The organism is Arcticibacter eurypsychrophilus (assembly GCF_001730525.1).
Taxonomy (GTDB): Bacteria; Bacteroidota; Bacteroidia; order Sphingobacteriales; family Sphingobacteriaceae; genus Arcticibacter; species Arcticibacter eurypsychrophilus.
Window position 1 is genome coordinate 105,227 of sequence record NZ_MDFN01000004.1, and the last position, 18,118, is coordinate 123,344.

14 protein-coding genes are annotated in these 18,118 nt (G+C 38.1%); 4 read left to right on the forward strand and 10 right to left on the reverse strand.

From position 1 onward, the window contains the following. Window positions 1–57: 57 nt before the first annotated feature. From BFL47_RS03670 to BFL47_RS03685, 4 genes are all read right to left on the reverse strand, one after another. Complete coding sequence (locus BFL47_RS03670) at window positions 58–363, reverse strand: ArsR/SmtB family transcription factor (protein WP_069658448.1); 306 nt, start codon at window positions 361–363, stop codon at window positions 58–60. An 84-nt stretch (window positions 364–447) separates the two neighbouring features. Further along, a complete protein-coding gene (locus BFL47_RS03675) occupies window positions 448–1,185 on the reverse strand; it encodes a metallophosphoesterase family protein (protein ID WP_069658449.1) in 738 nt (245 codons plus the stop codon). Between the two features lie 182 nt (window positions 1,186–1,367). Further along, window positions 1,368–2,444: an ACR3 family arsenite efflux transporter gene (gene arsB, locus BFL47_RS03680; protein ID WP_069658450.1), complete on the reverse strand. Its 1,077-nt coding sequence runs from the start codon at window positions 2,442–2,444 to the stop codon at window positions 1,368–1,370. Between the two features lie 471 nt (window positions 2,445–2,915). Then, window positions 2,916–3,869, reverse strand: coding sequence for an RpnC/YadD family protein (locus BFL47_RS03685; protein WP_069658451.1), 954 nt, complete (start codon window positions 3,867–3,869; stop codon window positions 2,916–2,918). A gap of 526 nt (window positions 3,870–4,395) precedes the next feature. On the opposite strand from BFL47_RS03685, the gene BFL47_RS03690 reads away from it, so the two are divergent. Further along, complete coding sequence (locus BFL47_RS03690; RefSeq protein ID WP_069658452.1) at window positions 4,396–5,376, forward strand: hypothetical protein; 981 nt, start codon at window positions 4,396–4,398, stop codon at window positions 5,374–5,376. Window positions 5,377–5,393: 17 nt separating this feature from the next. On the opposite strand, the gene BFL47_RS03695 is transcribed toward BFL47_RS03690, so the two are convergent. The 5 genes from BFL47_RS03695 to BFL47_RS03715 all read right to left on the reverse strand — a co-directional run bounded on the left by BFL47_RS03695 (window position 5,394) and on the right by BFL47_RS03715 (window position 12,990). After that, window positions 5,394–8,012: an outer membrane beta-barrel protein gene (locus BFL47_RS03695; protein WP_083256981.1), complete on the reverse strand. Its 2,619-nt coding sequence runs from the start codon at window positions 8,010–8,012 to the stop codon at window positions 5,394–5,396. A gap of 79 nt (window positions 8,013–8,091) precedes the next feature. Continuing rightward, complete coding sequence (locus BFL47_RS03700; protein ID WP_083256982.1) at window positions 8,092–9,771, reverse strand: polysaccharide lyase; 1,680 nt, start codon at window positions 9,769–9,771, stop codon at window positions 8,092–8,094. 134 nt (window positions 9,772–9,905) lie between these two features. Continuing rightward, window positions 9,906–10,676: a LytR/AlgR family response regulator transcription factor gene (locus tag BFL47_RS03705; protein WP_245681294.1), complete on the reverse strand. Its 771-nt coding sequence runs from the start codon at window positions 10,674–10,676 to the stop codon at window positions 9,906–9,908. A 19-nt stretch (window positions 10,677–10,695) separates the two neighbouring features. After that, complete coding sequence (locus BFL47_RS03710; protein ID WP_245681295.1) at window positions 10,696–11,751, reverse strand: sensor histidine kinase; 1,056 nt, start codon at window positions 11,749–11,751, stop codon at window positions 10,696–10,698. Between the two features lie 3 nt (window positions 11,752–11,754). Further along, window positions 11,755–12,990: a hypothetical protein gene (locus tag BFL47_RS03715; protein WP_069658454.1), complete on the reverse strand. Its 1,236-nt coding sequence runs from the start codon at window positions 12,988–12,990 to the stop codon at window positions 11,755–11,757. Between the two features lie 316 nt (window positions 12,991–13,306). On the opposite strand from BFL47_RS03715, the gene BFL47_RS03720 reads away from it, so the two are divergent. The 3 genes from BFL47_RS03720 (at window position 13,307) to BFL47_RS03730 (ending at window position 17,818) form a co-directional block, all read left to right on the forward strand. After that, complete coding sequence (locus BFL47_RS03720) at window positions 13,307–14,851, forward strand: SulP family inorganic anion transporter (protein WP_069658455.1); 1,545 nt, start codon at window positions 13,307–13,309, stop codon at window positions 14,849–14,851. A 155-nt stretch (window positions 14,852–15,006) separates the two neighbouring features. Continuing rightward, on the forward strand, window positions 15,007–16,854 hold the full coding sequence (locus BFL47_RS03725; RefSeq protein ID WP_083256984.1) for a chloride channel protein: 1,848 nt from the start codon (window positions 15,007–15,009) through the stop codon (window positions 16,852–16,854). Between the two features lie 199 nt (window positions 16,855–17,053). Then, the gene (locus BFL47_RS03730) at window positions 17,054–17,818 is read left to right on the forward strand and encodes a PRC-barrel domain-containing protein (RefSeq protein ID WP_069658457.1); all 765 of its coding nucleotides are present in this window, start codon (window positions 17,054–17,056) and stop codon (window positions 17,816–17,818) included. A gap of 63 nt (window positions 17,819–17,881) precedes the next feature. On the opposite strand, the gene BFL47_RS19705 is transcribed toward BFL47_RS03730, so the two are convergent. Next, entirely contained in the window at window positions 17,882–18,049 is a 168-nt protein-coding gene (locus tag BFL47_RS19705) for a hypothetical protein (RefSeq protein ID WP_170827260.1), read from the reverse strand. Window positions 18,050–18,118 lie beyond the last annotated feature (69 nt).

An 18,118-nucleotide genomic window follows, 5' to 3' on the forward strand; every position in this document is an offset into this window, starting at 1 on the left:
TAAAGTTAAAGATTGTTCGTAATTCGTAAAACTACGAACAATACAATCAAAAAAAATCTATTTTAATATATTGTTCACTAATTTTTTAGCCAGTTCCCAGTTTTGATGATTGATACAGTATTTGATGGTAGGAGGTGTTATGTTGCCTTGAATTAATCCTGCATTTTTTAATTCCTTAAGGTGTTGAGACAATGTCGACTTTGCAATAGGAAGTTCTTCTACCATATCACCATGATAACAACATGATTTTGAATCCAATAATTGTAAAATAGCTATTCTTATAGGATGCCCCAATGCCTTAGCAAACCTTGCTGTTTGCTCTTGCTCTTTGCTGAAATAACCCGACTTACTAATTACAGGCATTGTTACTTTTTATTGTTCGTAAATATACGAATAATAAATTTCCTTGGTTTAATATTGTCTTTTTTAAGAATAATATATTCAATTTCATTTCGCTAATCTTAGAGCTTCCGCGAGTTCATTGGGTAGAAGACTGGATTCAATGGCCTTTGCAGCAGTTTCAACATCGTATTCAACTCTTCTAAATTCTACCAGTAGGCTATCTTTCTCCCATATTGAACTGTCTGCATGAATAGTTAACAAGACGTAACACGCCCTTTGATCTTTATCCTTTGGTTTCCCTACCGAGCCAAGGTTAATGATATGTTTAAACCTACCATCAGCCGTTTTTAAAATCCGGTGATAGGGTTTGTGCGAATGACCAATGAAAAGTAAATCTGCATTTGCTTCCTTCATCATATCCAGCACATCATTTTCCGCGGTATCTTCCAGCACATATTCATCTATCTTTCGGGTACTTCCATGAGCAAATACTATATTTATCTGACCATGGTTTAACTTATACTCTAATCTGATATGTGCAGGAAGGGTTTTTAAATATGTTCTACCTGCCTGATCTATCAGGTGATAAGCATAGTCTTTTCCTGGTTCTTGCAGACTCTGTGTTGTTGTTATTATTTTTTCAACTTTCTCATCGTGATTACCCATCAAAGTGGCAATTCCGCGTCTGCGGATCTCCGCAATAACTTCATTTGGCCATACATTGTAACCTACTAAATCTCCAAGGCAATAAGCTGTATCCGGCTTTTGGCAGTCCATATCCTGCAACATAGCTTCAAAGGCAAGAATATTGGCATGTATATCAGAGAAAAGAGCAATCTTCATATCGTTAATTTTTATTTTTTATTCAGCTGGTTCAGACGATTAAATAATAAACCCATTAATCGTGTTTCTCATTCAACGGCTTAATCCGGTTAAGCTAGCAGAACCAAGCCTCTACAGGTATCCTAGTCCACAAAAAGGTGTAAATATAACCTGTCAGGTAAATTTTAATTTTCCAATCTCAATTAGACAACAGGCGCAGTTTTAAAATATTTCTTTCTGAACCAGAAAGCCAGATTCACTAACGCAATTAAAGCAGGCACTTCAACCAAAGGCCCAATTACTCCTGCAAAGGCTTGTCCTGAGTTGATACCAAATACGCCAATAGCCACTGCTATAGCCAATTCAAAATTGTTTCCTGTTGCGGTAAAGGCAATTGAGGCACTCTTAGAATAATCGGCACCAAAGTATCTTCCTGCAAAAAAACTAAGCACAAACATAATTGAAAAATAAATTACAAGCGGAATGGCTATCCTTACTACGTCCATAGGAATTTGCACGATTAATTCGCCCTTCAAACTAAACATCACCACTATGGTAAAAAGTAGAGCAACGAGTGTAATGGGTGAGATAAGGGGTATAAACTTGTTTTGAAACCAATCTTCTCCTTTAAGCGCAATCAATGTATATCTGCTGATTATACCCATTGCGAAAGGAATCCCAAGATAAATCCCTACACTTTTTGCAATCTCGGAAATCGTGATATTGACGTCTAATGCCTGTAGACCAAAATAGGGTGGAAGCACAGTGATAAAGATGTAGGCAAATACACTGTATAACAAGACCTGAAAAATGCTGTTCAAAGCAATCAATCCTGCGGCATATTCCCGGTTTCCTTCTGCAAGTTCGTTCCAGACTACTACCATTGCAATACATCGTGCCAAACCGATCAGGATCAATCCAACCATATATTCAGGATAGTCCCTCAAAAATGTAATGGCCAAAAAGAACATCAATAATGGACCAACTACCCAGTTAAGGAACAACGATACACTTAATACCTTGGTATCCTTAAATACCTCGCCCATCTTGTCATACTTTACTTTTGCTAATGGTGGATACATCATTAAGATTAGTCCTATAGCTAGTGGAATATTAGTTGTACCACTGGAAAAGGAATTGATGAAACCAGATGAAGAGGGGATAAAGAACCCAATAGATACACCAATAGCCATGGCCAAAAAGATCCATAAGGTGAGGTACCGATCCAAAAAGCTTAATTTTTTTCTTTCACTTGCGGGTGCGCAATTTGTTGCTGACATGTTTAGAAATTATAGTTATATATTGCAATATTACGATATATAATTATTCATTCCAAATTATTTAATGTTCAGAATTATAATAATTGCTTATTTGCCGAATAGGATAGCCAAGGTTTTGGATGCCATTTTCCTAAACGACGCTAGTGGAGGATACGGCAACATATGATGTATAATACGCAACTGGATTTTTGTCATTTATTGTATACTCGTAGTATTACAAGACCTTAATTCTTTATATTATGAAATGCCAAGTGGATATTAAATCAATTTTGACTGGATCTTTAAGTGTAGCATTTTTAGTTGCCAATTATGTATCAGAGAATAGAGAAGTATACACGTGGTTCAATCTATACACCAGCTAGTGCAAAACGTTATTTAATAAAATTAGTAAACGATCGGCCGTTGCGAATTTAACATTCTCCTTATTCAACCGCGAAGATTCTGTTACTGCGAACTTCCTGTATGACTAATCTATTTATTATCTATTGAATCTCTTAGGTTTTTCACAAAGTCTTCTGTAACCCCAACCAGGCTTGCAATTTTTAATACGCTCAAATCTGTCAGGTTGAGTAGGTTTATGGTAAACTCAGTATTCTTCTCTACCTCTTTCAAAAATGAGCCTTTTTCAATTCCTTTTTCTATGCCTTTTTCTATACCTTTTTTTTCGGCAAGATCCAGTAACTGTTCTTCAAGTCCCATAGTTGTATTTTTATTTGTTAAATCAGCAAGCTCTTTCTCAAAGATAACACTTGTTTCAGGGTTTTCAAAGTGTATATAATGTCTTAAAAAATTGATCAGTAAACGTATCCGTTCTTTCTTTATATCCTTTGACAGCAATAACTTTGCCAGTCCAATCTTAATCTGTAACAGGTGTTTGTCTTGCTCTTCAAAATCCTTGATTTTCTTAACCGAAAGCGACCGTTTCGCTGTCAGTACCACCAGGGCAAACACGTTACTGCTGGCCAATAATTCATCATCATCCTGCAGTGCTATCTTATACGTATTAAATACATAACTCAGACTTGTGCCCATAAAATCTGTATGATACGTATTGGAGCGATCCTTAATAATTCCGTCGGTAAACATGGCAAAGGCGGTAATTCTTTTACGGTACTTATCAAAAATACGTATGTAATACATGAACATTCTTTCGCTAAAAACCAGGCTATACTGATCTTGTACTTCAACATGTACCAGGATCCATTCCTCCTTACCCTCCAGCGTAAAAACCTGGATTAACTTATCAACCTGCTGAGGATAAAGCGGATCCTCTGTTGATGAAAATATCTGTTTTAATTCTTTATCCAGAAATGTGAAGCCTTTATCCTTATCGAGTATTTTCCATACATTAGGGTAAAGGAAAACAAGGAAGTCCTCAAAAACATCTTCGAGCAAGCCCTTCCATAGAATATCTTGTCTGGCCATTGGTTATAAGGTTCAATATTAGGTCTGTGGTTGTTGATTGGTTTATTTCAAATCTCAGCTTAGGAGCTATAAATTTGAGGTACAAGTATAGCAAAAGAACTAGAGCGTAGAAAAAACTTAAGAACTATTTTTGCTATACCCTTTTTATTTAATACACAAATATGAATGCAATAAGCCTCCAAAATAAGTCCGATTACAGCTAGTTTAAGTCGGACTTACAGCGGAATTTTATTGCTTAGTTTTTGCTTTGAATTATACTTATGTATCCAATTAACTTGTTTTATTTTGATTTGGGTATTTGGTTAGGGGATCAAAATTCCCTTTAGTGAAGGTCAACTAATTGCAGAAGGTCTGTTTTAGGAGGCACAGGGGGAAGTGAAAAGCAAATAAAGAGAAAGTAAATCACTCCTCGAAAAAATACCTTTTTAAGCAAAATTATGCTGTTTCACGGAAGTTTTAGGAAGATTTTGTGTTTCTTTCGCTTTAAAATCCTTAATGGAGTACTTTGCCAAAATATATAATAATCATGGCAACAGTAGATATGAAAGGAATGATTCATGGAACCGCAGGTTCTGTAATTTACCGTGCGTACCGGGGAAAGAACATCATCCAGGGTAAAGCAAAGACATTTAAGCAAACCGAAAAAACAATCAGGAGTGCTACCGAATTTGGACTTTCGAGTTCAGCCGCCGCTGTAATTAGATCGGCATTCGAACCTGCTTATTTCTTTAAAGACGGAACGGCAGCTTACAGGAGCACCCAACTGGTGTACCGGTCAATATTAAATAATGTAAGCGGAGAGAAAGGGATACGGGATTTGCATGATGGAGACCTTTCTTTGATGAACGGAATGGACTTTAATGCAAACAGCAAACTGCATGAGGTACTGCAAATGCCCCATGAAGTCAGTAAAAGTGCAGGCGGTTTAGTAAGTGTTACTCTTGGTCCCTTAAACACCCAAACAAACATTAAAAGGCTACAAAACGCAAGTGGAGCGTATACGAAACACCGTATAAGGCTGATGCTGATTGCTTTTAACTTCAGGGAGGAGTATTATGAAAATCTGGGGGTAAAAGATATCGACATCGAAGGGTACCAAACCATAGAAGGACAGGTCGTCACTTTTACAGAAACAGTTCCTGATGATTGTTTGACAATGGTGAGCATGTCGTTAATGTTGTACTCCACAATCAACCAAACTAAGGAGAGTATTCTTTTAAACAGTAAAAAGTTCAGTCCTTGCGCAATCATCGGAACATTCCAATCAGAAAAGCCTTCGGAATTCCCTACAAAAGTGGTTAATACACAACCTTCCAACTATCCGGACAAAGGAGAAAAGATCATAGAGATGTTTTATAAAGGCAATCTCCTAATGCTGAACCTGGCTAACAAGATAAAAACTCAAACAAAAACAAATAATAAACAAACTAATTCAATCACTATAACGTCCAAAGAAAAGAAAATCAACAACGATCTAACCCTACGAAAGCGAATACCATTTAAGTAATTCCATAACCAGCAAAACTAGCTTCCAAAGTGTTGCAACCGATACTGAAACGTAAGCATAAAATACCTGGCAAGCCTGTTACTTTGAGAATCTACTATCACATTATCGAAAACATCACGCGATATAGCGGTGTTCTGGTTCATGATGTCATATCCTTGAAAACGGATATTGGCTGCATTACCCTTTAAAAAGCGATAATCGAGGTATAAATTTAAAAGGGTAGGGTTGGTGGCATTGGCATTAAAACCGGTATTATAATCTTTTGAGAAGTTATACCCAAGTGTCAGATCCTTATGGAAATAAGTTCTTCCTGATAAACCCATACTATAGGTTCGGGTCTTGCGGTCTGAAAGGGAACCGGAGCTATACCGGGTTTGATTATAAGAGAAGGAGGTGTTTATTTCGGCATTCATTTTATCCTGAATGTCTAACCTGAACTTCAATCCCTGGTTCAACTGGAGATTCTTACCTGTGATCCGGTCATTGTTAGTGAAAGCAATGTTATTGCTGAAGTTTGAGCTACCGGAATAAGTCAGCGTAAATTGCCTGTTCGAGAAGGGTTTGGCAAAGGAGTAGTCAGCCCTGGCATTGTAGAATCCGTCGGTATTGATATAGGAAGAAATTTGCTTGATACTATCGGGAATAATTACTTTAGTGGTTACAATTTTATTATTCGTCTGGTTGAAATCCACACGAGAGTTCATAACCAATCCAGATGTCCAATCTGTTTGTTTATACTCCATTCCTAAACTGTTTGTAAACTCTGGTTTCAGGTCAGGGTTTCCGACGAGCACATTCTGTATGTTTGAATTATCGGTAATAGGCTGCAGCTGACCGAATCCGGGTTGATTGCTTCGACCATGATATCGTGCGGTAAAGGATCGCTTAGAAGAGAATTTATAAACCAGGCGGGCACTTGGAATCCAGTTTAATGTCTTTTTTAAGGTTTCGTTACCCCTTGTTAAATCCTGTCCTTTAAGCACGGAAGGCATCACGGCAACTCCGGCAAAATAGTTCAGTTTGGTGTCCACATGACGGAAATTCAGCCCTGCACGGTTGGTGATAAACTGATAATTATAATTATTACTCAGGTTTTGGTTTAAAACCTGTTCTGAGGTAACGGGGTCAAGATCCATGGTATTTCTAACCGTTTGTGTAGCGCTACGGTTCCACTGGTAGTTGATCTCAATCATAGATTTAGCGTTAAATGGTTCAATATACGCCACTCTTAAACGGGCATTGGTGTTCTTGTTATTATTGTTGCGATATTGATATTGTTGTTCAAGTGTGGTATTTTCCACTGAATCGGTATTGGTATAGTCATTTTTAAGGTCGCTGGAATTATCACCATGTGTGCTGTTGATATCTGTGCTTAGACTGAAATTTCTTCCTTTTTTAATAAACTTGTGATTATAATAAAGTTCGGTGCCGAAGGATGAGGAAGTGGATGAGGTGGCAGAAATCCTTTGTCGCAATGAACTGGCCGATAAAAGTTCTGTTGTGGTTGTTCCGGTACTTGATGTATTTCCTAATTGATAGGAGAGGCGAGGTTTTAGTTTGAAGTAATTGACGCTATCTGGCCGGAATTCCAAATTCCAGTTCAAATTATGATCAAAGTTCTTTTTGTTGTTATTACTGTTATCAAACTCATAGCGGGTATAATCTTCAAAAGCACTTTCGGTAACTTGCTGCTCTATAGTATTGTTATCCGTTTTTTGAAAGCGGTAACTTCCGTAACTTTCTATTTTGGTTCCCCAGTTATCGCGATAATTTAGTTTTGCCTCTGTATTATCTGTTGTTCCTTTTGATCTTCTGGAGGTGTTGTTATTGGTTGCATCTAAAGAGATCTGCTGATCTTCCTTGAAGCGGTTAGCTCTGATCCGGCCATTATACCGGTCTGTAGATCCCATACCACCTTCGGCACGGGCAAAGTAGCCGTTCTTCTTGTCTTCTTTGGTATTGATGTTGATGATCTTTTGCGGCTCGCCACTCTTAATTCCTGAAATGTTTGCCTCTTCGCCATAGTCATCTACGAGTTGGATGTTTTTTACGATATCAGCAGGCAGGTTTTGAAGTGCTGCTGAGGCTTCGTCACCAAAAAAGTCTTTTCCATTTAAACGGATTCGTGTCACTGGTTCGCCTTGTGCTTTCACATTTCCATCTTTGTCTACTTCCATTCCGGGGAGGCGTTTCACCATTTCATCTACAGCATCTCCTTCACGTACAGGGTATGCACGGGCATCATATTGTACGGTATCTTCCTTAATGACCACAGGGGTTATAATATTGATCACCACCTCGTTCAATTGGTTGAAAGAATCTTTCAAATGGATAGTGGGCAGGGTAACGGAGTTTTTTTTCTTATCTGTCGTGTATTCCCTGATAAACTTTTTAAAGCTGATGGAGCTTACTGTAAGCGTAAATCGGGTTGACTTGACTGTTGGGAATGTAAACTTTCCATTCTGATCCGTTGCGGTATACATGGAATCGAGTTTGGAAACCAGCTTCACGGATGATCCGGGTAATGTAATCCCTAATGAATCTTGCACTACTCCGTGGATGGAACGTTGAGATTGTGCTGATGCATTGAAGCCATAAATCAGCATGACAAATGTAAAAAAATGAAGTATGTGCATCAGCGTTTAAGGAGAATCAGAGATTTAAATAAAATAACCAGTCGCTTTACACGACTGGCTACCAAAAACTAAAAAAATATTATTTTGAAGGTATAACGGTCTTCACATTAACCAGGCTGTTTAAGTAACGCTCGATATTGGTGTATCCGTCTTTAGCATATTTCCCTGAATCAGATTGATCTTTTGGATTCAGTCCATTTTTCTTTTCCCAGGCATCAGGAATCCCATCGTGATCTGCATCTAAATAAGGAGCTCCTGCATAAACAGGGTATCCTCCTACCTGACTGATATCTGTAATGATTCCACTTTTGTAAACATCCATCGGTAATCTGCGTATCTTGAAGTTGGTTTCAGGAAGTTTTACATTGGGCAGGTAATCAATTTTACCTGTTTTTACCTGTTTCATAATACGTACATCAACAGGGTCTCTTCTTGGTAAAGTGGCACCTGCATTTTCCAATACATAATTATAGGCCTTTTCTGCAGGAATGATCGTCATGGCAGGCATAGGAAATGGTTTGTCAACACGCATAGCAGCAAAATAAGATTGTGATTCTTCGTAAGTCATCAGCTCACCCTTTTTGTTTTCTAATTGAACACCACCGTCCCAGTTATTATCAGTCACTTTCTTATTGCCATCAATGATGTTACCAGCTACGTGTGCACGACCGAAAACAACATAAGGTAATTTACTTCTTCCAGCCTCTGGTTTAAGAATACGGTAGCTGATGGGCTGATTTAGATTTGTTAATGGTCCCGGTTTCCAGTAGTTGTTAATTATATTATATAAAGCGGTATAATCGCCACCATCTGTTGAACGATGCACCCAGTTAAATACGACGTTATTGGCAAAGTTGAAGATGCCGTTCCAACCTATAGAAGGGTTACGTGCTGCATTATTCGCCCATAAATTACGCATAAATGAACAATTTTCGCCACCTAGTGTACTTCCAAATGAGTGGTTCCAGGTATCAAGGGCTTCAGAGAAGATGGAATTTTGAATGGTAATGTTAACCGTTCCGAGTTTGATCTCGGCCTTACCGGTACTGTCATTAAACATATGGCGGTACATAGACATATTTTCATCCAGTCCCCAGCTGGCAGAAACGTGGTCAATCATAATATTTCCTACTGGATTTCCTCCGATAGCATCATCTCTGCGACCTACAAAAGTTTCACCTCTGCGGAAACGCATAAAGCGAATCACTACATCATGGGTATTGATCCAAACGGATTCTCCTGCAATACATACGCCATCACCGGGGGCAGACTGTCCTGCGATCGTAATGTAAGGGGCACGAATAATTAAAGGTGTTTTGATGCGGATGATACCTGATACATTAAATACAACGGTACGAGCACCACCTACTTCACAGGCTTCGCGCAATGAACCGGGACCATCGTCGGCCAGACTGGTTACAACAATAACTTTACCACCGCGACCTCCAAAAGAGTAGGCGCCACCACCTTCGGCACCTGGGAAAGCGATGATTTCTGATTGTGGAAGATCTGTCGGGCGACCTGCCCATGGAATATAGGGTTTGCCTTCTCTTGCTTCTTTTTCGATCGTTGGGAGTGCCTTCAGCCAGGCTACATCAGATTTTGCGCGTGCAGCATTCATCATATCGTTGCTGGCTTTGCTAACTTCCGATGAAATATCAGGGTATTGGGCTGATGCCTTTTGATTACTGTATAATACTAAAATACATGCAGAAAAAAGCAGGAGTAGCTTTTGATTTCTGGTTTTAATTGTCTTCATTAAATTATGGTTACGTTAGTCTATTTTACTAATGACGTAATTTATTAAGTCTTAAAAAAGAGTGTAGGGATACAATGGGATTTAAGTATCCTGAATTGGGATATAATTGGAATGGATTAAAAATGATCGGGGGCTTATTGATCGAGCCAGGTTTTGAATAGTGGGGTCTTTTGACTGCTGACAATAAGCTCCTCATCTAGCTTAGGGTCTAGAATAAGCTTCAATCTGCCTTTAAAATAAGCGTGGATCTCTTTAACGGCATCAATATGAATGATGAGCTTTCTGTTAATATGAAAGAATAAAGTTGGATCGAGCAGCTGGATGAGATCGTCGAGGGAGTAGTCTACCGGATAACGATCTCCTTCTTTTGTTACTAGTAAGTTAAGTTTATCGTGAGAATGAAAATAAGCGATTTCACTGATCTTGATGGTTCTTATTTTTGTGCCTAACTTGACTAAAAATCTTGATTTATAGGAAGAATCCTGATTCTTCATTAAGTTGATGATGTCCTCGATCTGCTGATTGGAAACCTCCGGCTTTTTAATGTACTGCATATCTTTCATCTTATTTAAACTTTGCTCCAACTTAGCGTACTGAATGGGTTTTAGTAGATAATCGATGCTATGAAGTTGAAATGCTTTGAGGGCATATTGATCATAGGCTGTACAAAATATAACGGGGCACTTTACTTCTACTTGTTTAAAAATATCGAAACATAAGCCATCTGCCAGATGAATATCTAGTAAAATCAGATCGGGGAGTGGATTCGTCTTCAGCCATGGAACTGCTGTTTCGACGGAAGCAAGCGTATCGCAAATTACAATAGTAGCATCATAAGTGAACAAGAATTTAATCAGCTTTTCCGCTGCTAATGGTTCATCCTCAATAATTAAAACCTGCATCATTTAGTAACGATTAGTGTTTTTAAAACATTTCTAACAAAGGCAAACGTACGGTAAAATAACTTTCATCCTGCAGGACTTCAATTGCGGTATCGGAAAGATACTGATAGCGTTTACGGATATTATCCAGTCCGGTTTTAGCAAGTCCCGGGTTTTGTTCCGGTTTAGGATTATAGGTGTTCTGTACTTTTAGATATTTATTAGTTTCTATGAATACCTTGATAAATAGTGGATTTTGAAGGGATATTTTATTGTGTTTAATTGCGTTTTCAATTAACAATTGAAGGGAGAGGGGTGGAATGCAAATGTGATCAGGTACCTGATCTGGAATACTAATTTCTATTTTAAGCTGTTCGCCAAAGCGTCTTTTTAATAAATATACATAGGCTTTAATAAATTCCACTTCAGTATTTAGGGGAATTAATTCTTCCTTTTTAAACTGCAGCACATAGCGGTAAACATTGGAAAATTCATCCAGAAAGTTTTGTGCTTCTTTAGGATCCTGTTCAATAAGAGAGGAAAGTATGTTTAAATTGTTAAAGAGGAAATGCGGGTCTAATTGCATCTTCAAAGATTCCAGCTGGGTACGCAGGTTTTCCTCTTTCAGCTTATCCGATTGTAAATGGGCTTTTTTCCATTGAGTCATAAAATAGATGCCGAAACTAATGGAAAGTACTGGAATAATGAAGAGTAATCCATAAACATTGAGTACAAAAATCTGAGCCAGATCAGGAGCTACTGCTGTGGTATGGGTCTTGAAAAAATAATAGGTTCCGTTTATGCAAAGCAGGGAATAAACCGAACTCATAAATAATTGGAGAAAGAACCTTCGGGTGGTCTGTTTGGACCAGGTTAGCCGTTCATCCAGTACATGAAAGATTAGTTTATTGCCAAACCAAAGCAGTACAATTACGGTTAGGATCCATAATAGGGCTACCACATACACGAAATCGAGTTTGGCAAGGTAAACGGTATAGCTAAAGGAGAGCGTGACCAATAGCAGTATCAGCACCAGTAAGCTGGTGATGTTCCTATAGTTTTTTCGCTTTACTTTGCGTTCCTGTGAGAGATACATCATGAATTATCTGAAGGCTATTTTATTTACGTTATTCCAGGGGATATATTGATATTTTGAGTTGGCAAGCCATATAATTATTCCCCAATTTTTATCTGTTATGTCATTATGATTGCTCATGATCATAATCCGTTTGTCTTTTAAGATCACTTTTGATTGATCCTTATTCAATACCTCGATACTACTGATATGCTTAAAGGGAATCTGATACTTAATGCCGTTGCTACTGCCTTCTAAAAGCTCCATATCCCATTCTTCATCGAGGTCAAAGGAACAATTGCCTTTGAAAAGCTTGTTGTCCGTGGTGCTCACAGTAGCATAGATCCTTTTTGGTTTTAGATAGCTCTGGTAACCCAAATTGTCGGGTACAGGGGTAAAAACAATGCATTGGAAAGATTCCCAACTCACAATTGCTCTACCCCAAACCGGGTTCATGACTACAATACCCCGATTGGTACTGTTTACATCCCTGTTATTTTTAAGAAACACTTTTTTATCGGTAATGAACTTGATGAGGGCTCCTTTATCTCTTTTTTCTATGCCTGTCAGGGTTTCGAATTTATAGGCTAACCTTTCGTTAAGGGTGTTGGTTTCTCCCTTTATTTTTTGGGTACTAAGGAACTTGTTTTTATCCCATTGAATAAAGCCCTTTAAGGTTCCTCCGGATGTTTTTATAGTACCGTATAGTGGTTTTCCGTTAAAGGGCTTGAAGTTTTCGGGGGTCCGTTTGAAGTTGATCCAGCTGATGTTGCTCCATTTAATCTTTCTGAGAAACTGATCATAAATATATATATCTTTTCCCAAATGCCTGTTTTCGTTATCATTTGTGGCTACTCTTAACTTATTGCCACTTTTAAAATACAGTTGAGCCTGGGTACTTCCGGTTACATGAACAGATGCGATATCGCCGAACCGGCATAGTATTTCCTTTTGCCGTTCGGGTAATTTATCTTTCCAAAGACTCATAAACTGCCAGTCTAACCCTGTTGTAACTTTCTTATCGCTTAACTCGCTGAGCTGTTCTTTATTTAAGTATTTGATCACGTTTGGGTTAGCTTTGGATACGAGTAGAATATCGGTCCAGAGCATTTGTCCACCGCTCCAACGAATTGACCCAACCAGTGAAGTTTTATCTTTTAATACAATTTCTCCATACATGAGTCCCTCATATTGAGACCAGGCAGGGGAGACTATCGTTAGTGTAATAATCAGGGTTAATACATATCGGAGTGAATATCGCATAGCTTACAGATGCAGGAGCTGAATGTTGTAATTGTGCAATTTATTCAAATGATTACAGCTTTACAAGAGATTAGGATTGAAAGGGGATTTAAGCAGGTTGAAATGGGAATAAATAATACCAATTAAAAGAGAAGAAGTTGGTTCGGTCTTATTTGAAATAAAAGCTTTAATGGGAATAAAATTAAAAATATTATACCTTAGCGATTAATGAAGAAAAGCATTTACAACAGCCCTATTACACCACCTTGAGTTTTTCATAAATTCTGTTAATTTATTTTTTCCTTTCACCATTTTCCCCATTAAATTTATTTGTTATATGAGAAGAGCATACTTGCGACTATTTGACTTTAAACAGAAGGTTGATTATAAAATTGAAATACTTGCCGGCCTTACAGTAGCACTGGCTTTAATACCGGAGGCTGTTGCTTTTTCCATAATTGCTGGTCTGCCCCCCTTAGTTGGTTTATATGCTGCTTTCATGATGGGATTGGTTACTGCAATAATAGGTGGACGACCGGGAATGATTTCAGGTGCCACCGGTGCAGTTGCCGTAGTGATTGTGGCATTAGCTAAAACCCATGGGATTGAATATGTATTTGCTACTGTTATATTGGCAGGGCTGTTTCAAATGATAGTGGGCTTTTTGAAACTTGGGAAATTAATACGTCTGGTTCCTCATCCTGTAATGTTTGGATTTGTAAATGGACTGGCGATTATTATATTTTTATCTCAGCTGGTACAATTTAAAACTGTAGTGAATGGAGAACTGGTTTGGTTAAGTGGTCAGGCCCTATACCTAATGCTGGGATTGGTAGCCTTAACTATCGCTATAATAGCTATTTTGCCACGTTTTACTAAAGCAGTGCCAGCTTCACTGGTGGCCATTATTATTGTGTTTTTAATCGTAGTGGGCTTTAATATTGATACCAAAACGGTAGGCGATATTGCTTCTATTAGTGGTGGTTTTCCTCCATTTCATATTCCTGCTGTTCCTTTTAGTCTGGAAACATTGCAAATTATTTTTCCCTATGCGGCTATTGTAGCGGGGGTAGGTTTGATTGAGAGTCTGCTTACATTAAACTTAATTGACGAAATTACTGAGACGCGTGGGAGTGGTAATAAGGAATGTGTTGCACAGGGCAGTGCAAATATATTGAGCGGATTGTTCTTCGGAATGGGAGGATGCGCCATGATTGGTCAAAGTTTAATCAACATTTCTTCTGGTGCCAGAGCGCGTTTATCAGGCATTGTTGCCGCGGTGATGTTGTTGGTATTCATTATGTTTGGTGCTCCTCTGATAGAAAAAATGCCTATGGCTGCGCTAACAGGTGTAATGATCATGGTTGCTATTGGAACATTTGAATGGGCGACTTTTAAGCTGGTTGGCAAAATGCCAAGGCATGATGTCTTCGTTATCTTGGTAGTGGCGGGAGTAACGGTGTTATTGCATAATCTGGCTTTGGCCGTATTGATAGGCGTAATCATTTCTTCCCTGGTATTTGCATGGGAGAGTGCCAAACGGATCAGGGCCAGGAAATACATAGATGAAAAAGGAATCAAACATTATGAAATATATGGCCCCTTATTTTTTGGTTCAGTTACTGCTTTTAATGAAAAGTTTGATGTTTTAAAGGATCCTGAGGAAGTGATTATTGATTTTAAGGATTGCAAGGTTGTTGATATGTCGGGAATTGAAGCATTAAACAAGCTGACGGAGCGTTATCGAAAAGTAAATAAAAAGCTTCATTTAAGGCATTTGAGTGATGATTGCCGAGTCTTGCTTAAGAATGCGGATCAGGTTATTGAAGTAAGCATTTTGGAAGATCCTACTTACCATGTGGCTACAGATAAAATGTTATGATCCAGGTGTTTTGATATGGGCTACGAAGGAATGGGATTTTTCTTTTGCTTTCTAGTTTTGTTGAATTTTTGATATTTACACTATTAATATTATCATCTTTGCAGTGTGGACTCGCATTTGCTCCTTAATTTTGTGATTTTCTTAACTTTTACCTGTTGAAACGATTTAATACGATAAAAAAATACCATAATTTTTTGCGCTATAGAAGGAATTTTACTACATACAGCGTAAATAAAGTATTTAGCTTTGAGATTTTTTTACACTGGCTAAAAAGTAAGCTCTCAAGAAATCAATTTCTCTTATTATCAGGAATTCTTGTAGGCCTTACTGCGGGTATGGCAGGGGTATTGCTGAAATCATTGGTTAGTTATATTCATTATTTTATTACAGGAAAGTTTCATTTTACGGATCAGATCTTCTTTTATATTGTTTTCCCTTTTCTTGGTATTGTATTAACTACCATCATCGTGATCCTGTTTTTTAAGGGTCAGGATAGGAAAGGCATTCCTGCGATACTTTATGAAATTGCACAGAACTCGAGTCATGTATCGCCAGTAAAAATGTATTCGCAAATTATTCAAAGTGCGGTTACTATAGGATTAGGTGGATCAGCTGGTTTGGAAAGTCCTATTGCTGTGACTGGTGCAGCTATAGGATCAAATTTCGCGAAAACATATAACCTGGATTATAGGAACAGGACCTTACTGCTTGCTGCGGGAGCAACTGCTGGAATTGCTGCTGCTTTTAATGCACCGATAGCGGGGGTGATGTTTGCTTTCGAAATATTGCTTACAGGAGTGGTGTTTACCGATTTTATCCCTTTGGTTGTAGCTGCCGTGTGTGGTAGTTTATTGTCTAAAATGATCCTGAATGAAGATGTGCTATTTCACTTTAATGCCAGGAATGAGTTTAATTATGGTAATCTGCCATTCTATCTGATATTAGGTGTTGGCTGTGGTTTGTACTCCCGGTACTATGTGGTGGTCTCTATTCGGGTTGAACGTTTCTTTAAAAAATTGAATTTTTCAAAATTAAATAAGGCCGTTCTAGGCGGATCCATACTTTCGTTATTGTGTCTGCTCTTGCCGCCACTTTTTGGAGAGGGCTATCAAACGCTTAAAGACATCACAAATGGTCATACGGCACAGGTATTAGATAATAGCTTTTTTGGGTATATAAACTCGAGTGACTGGATTTTGATTCTTTTCCTTGGACTGATCTGTCTTCTGAAGGTATTCGCTACTGCTGTTACAATTCACGCTGGTGGAAATGGTGGAAATTTTGCTCCATCACTCTTCGCAGGTGGTATTTTGGGTTGCTTTTTTGCCAGCCTTTTTACTTTGATCGGAATTAATAATGTTCCGGAAACTAATATGATTCTGGTGGGTATGGCTGGCGTGATGAGCGGTGTGATGTACGCTCCATTAACCGCTGTTTTCCTAATTGCGGAGTCCAGCGAAGGTTATGATCTTTTTATTCCGCTGCTTATTGTTTCGGTTACATCTCACCTGATTGGAAAGTGGTTCTCTCCCATATCTCCGGATCTGAATGAAATGGCTGTAACGGGTAAGATTTTCACTAAAGAGTATGATAAAAACCTGTTATCTCTTTTACAGACTGCTGATTTAGTGGAGACTGACTTCCAAACAATATTTGTTGACGGCACCTTTCAGGAGCTACTTGAATTGGTAAAAAAGGGAAAGAGAAATTATATTGGTGTTGTTAATGAAAACGGCATATTGGAAGGTACGATCTCACTTGACGATTTAAGGCCTTATATGTTTCTCAACCATGAGGCTAGTGTGCTGACGGTTAGAGAAGTTATGAAAGCACCTATTGTAGTAATTGACGCACGAAATGACATATTTAGTATCATCAGGCTCTTTGATCAGTCGGGTACCTGGAATCTTCCGGTGACTGATAAGGATGGAAAATTTATCGGTTTTATATCTAAATCTGCTATCCTTACGAAATACAGACAGCTTCTGAAGGATTATTCATAATCATTTCTATTTATATTCAATCCGGAGTCAATTCATATGAACCATTTTTGTCTTCCTGCGTTATGTAATTGAACTTATTGTAAATTCTAAATACTAAAGGACCATTTTTGTTGCAAATCAAAGCAATTAAGTACTTTTTTTTTCTTAAATAATACTAGAATTTCCAATATACATCATGTCATTTTAAAAGATAGAAATTATGAAACGCAGTGTTAAAAGTTTAGTTGGTTTTACTATAGGTGCTACGGATGGAGAAATAGGAAAAGTTAAGGAGTTTTATTTTGACGATAAAACTTGGACGATCCGTTATTTAATCGTAGATACAGGGAGCTGGCTCTCAGGAAGAAAGGTATTGATTTCCCCGGAGGCTGTCATTATGCCGAACTGGGAGTTAAACACATTTTTTGTTAATTTAACCATGGATCAGGTTAAACAAAGCCCGGATATTGATACTGAAAAATCGGTTTCTCGTCAGCATGAAATTGAACTCTATAAACATTACACCTGGGGAAGTTATTGGGGCAATATGGGCCTTTCAGGTATGGCGTCTTCTTTTCCTATCTCTGTTGAGGAGGAAGTACAAAAAGATAATGAGGTTCCTTTAAATGATACTTCTGATTACGATTCGAATTTACGTAGTACAGCTAACATTAAAGGTTATAATATAAAGGCTTCAGATGGTGAAATTGGTGATGTAGTGGATTTTATATTTGATGACAGTAGCTGGAAGCTTGTTTTTATGGTTGTGGATACTGGAAGTTGGTTTCCGGGAAGAAAGGTGCTGATATCGCCTGAATGGGTTAAAGAGATTAATTGGTATACTTCAACGGTAACTGTTAATTGTACGGTTGATCAAGTTAAGAATAGTCCTGAATACCAGCCATCGGAGGAAATAAGTGAATCATATGAAGCGAATTTACAGAATTACTATGGTAAGGTGATCGATGATAAGGAAGACTCTTAGTTCTTAATGTTTTGCTTCTTAAGGGGTATTGAGGTAGTAATTCGATGTGTTTTGTAGGGATGTTTAAGCTGTCATAAAGCTTTTCTCTTCTGGAGATAACTTGCTGTAAAGCTCATCGTAGGCTTGCTTTGCAGATGGGGTACTCGCATAACGATCATACGAAGTATAGAAATCCTGAAGGGAACCGTCTGCTTCAACGGCGAACTTTTGTCCTTCACTTTTATTGCGCATACTGCTGATATTCTGCCTGTCCCTTTCTTCAGTTTATCGTTTGTTTTGATTTTCAACATCAGGACTTTG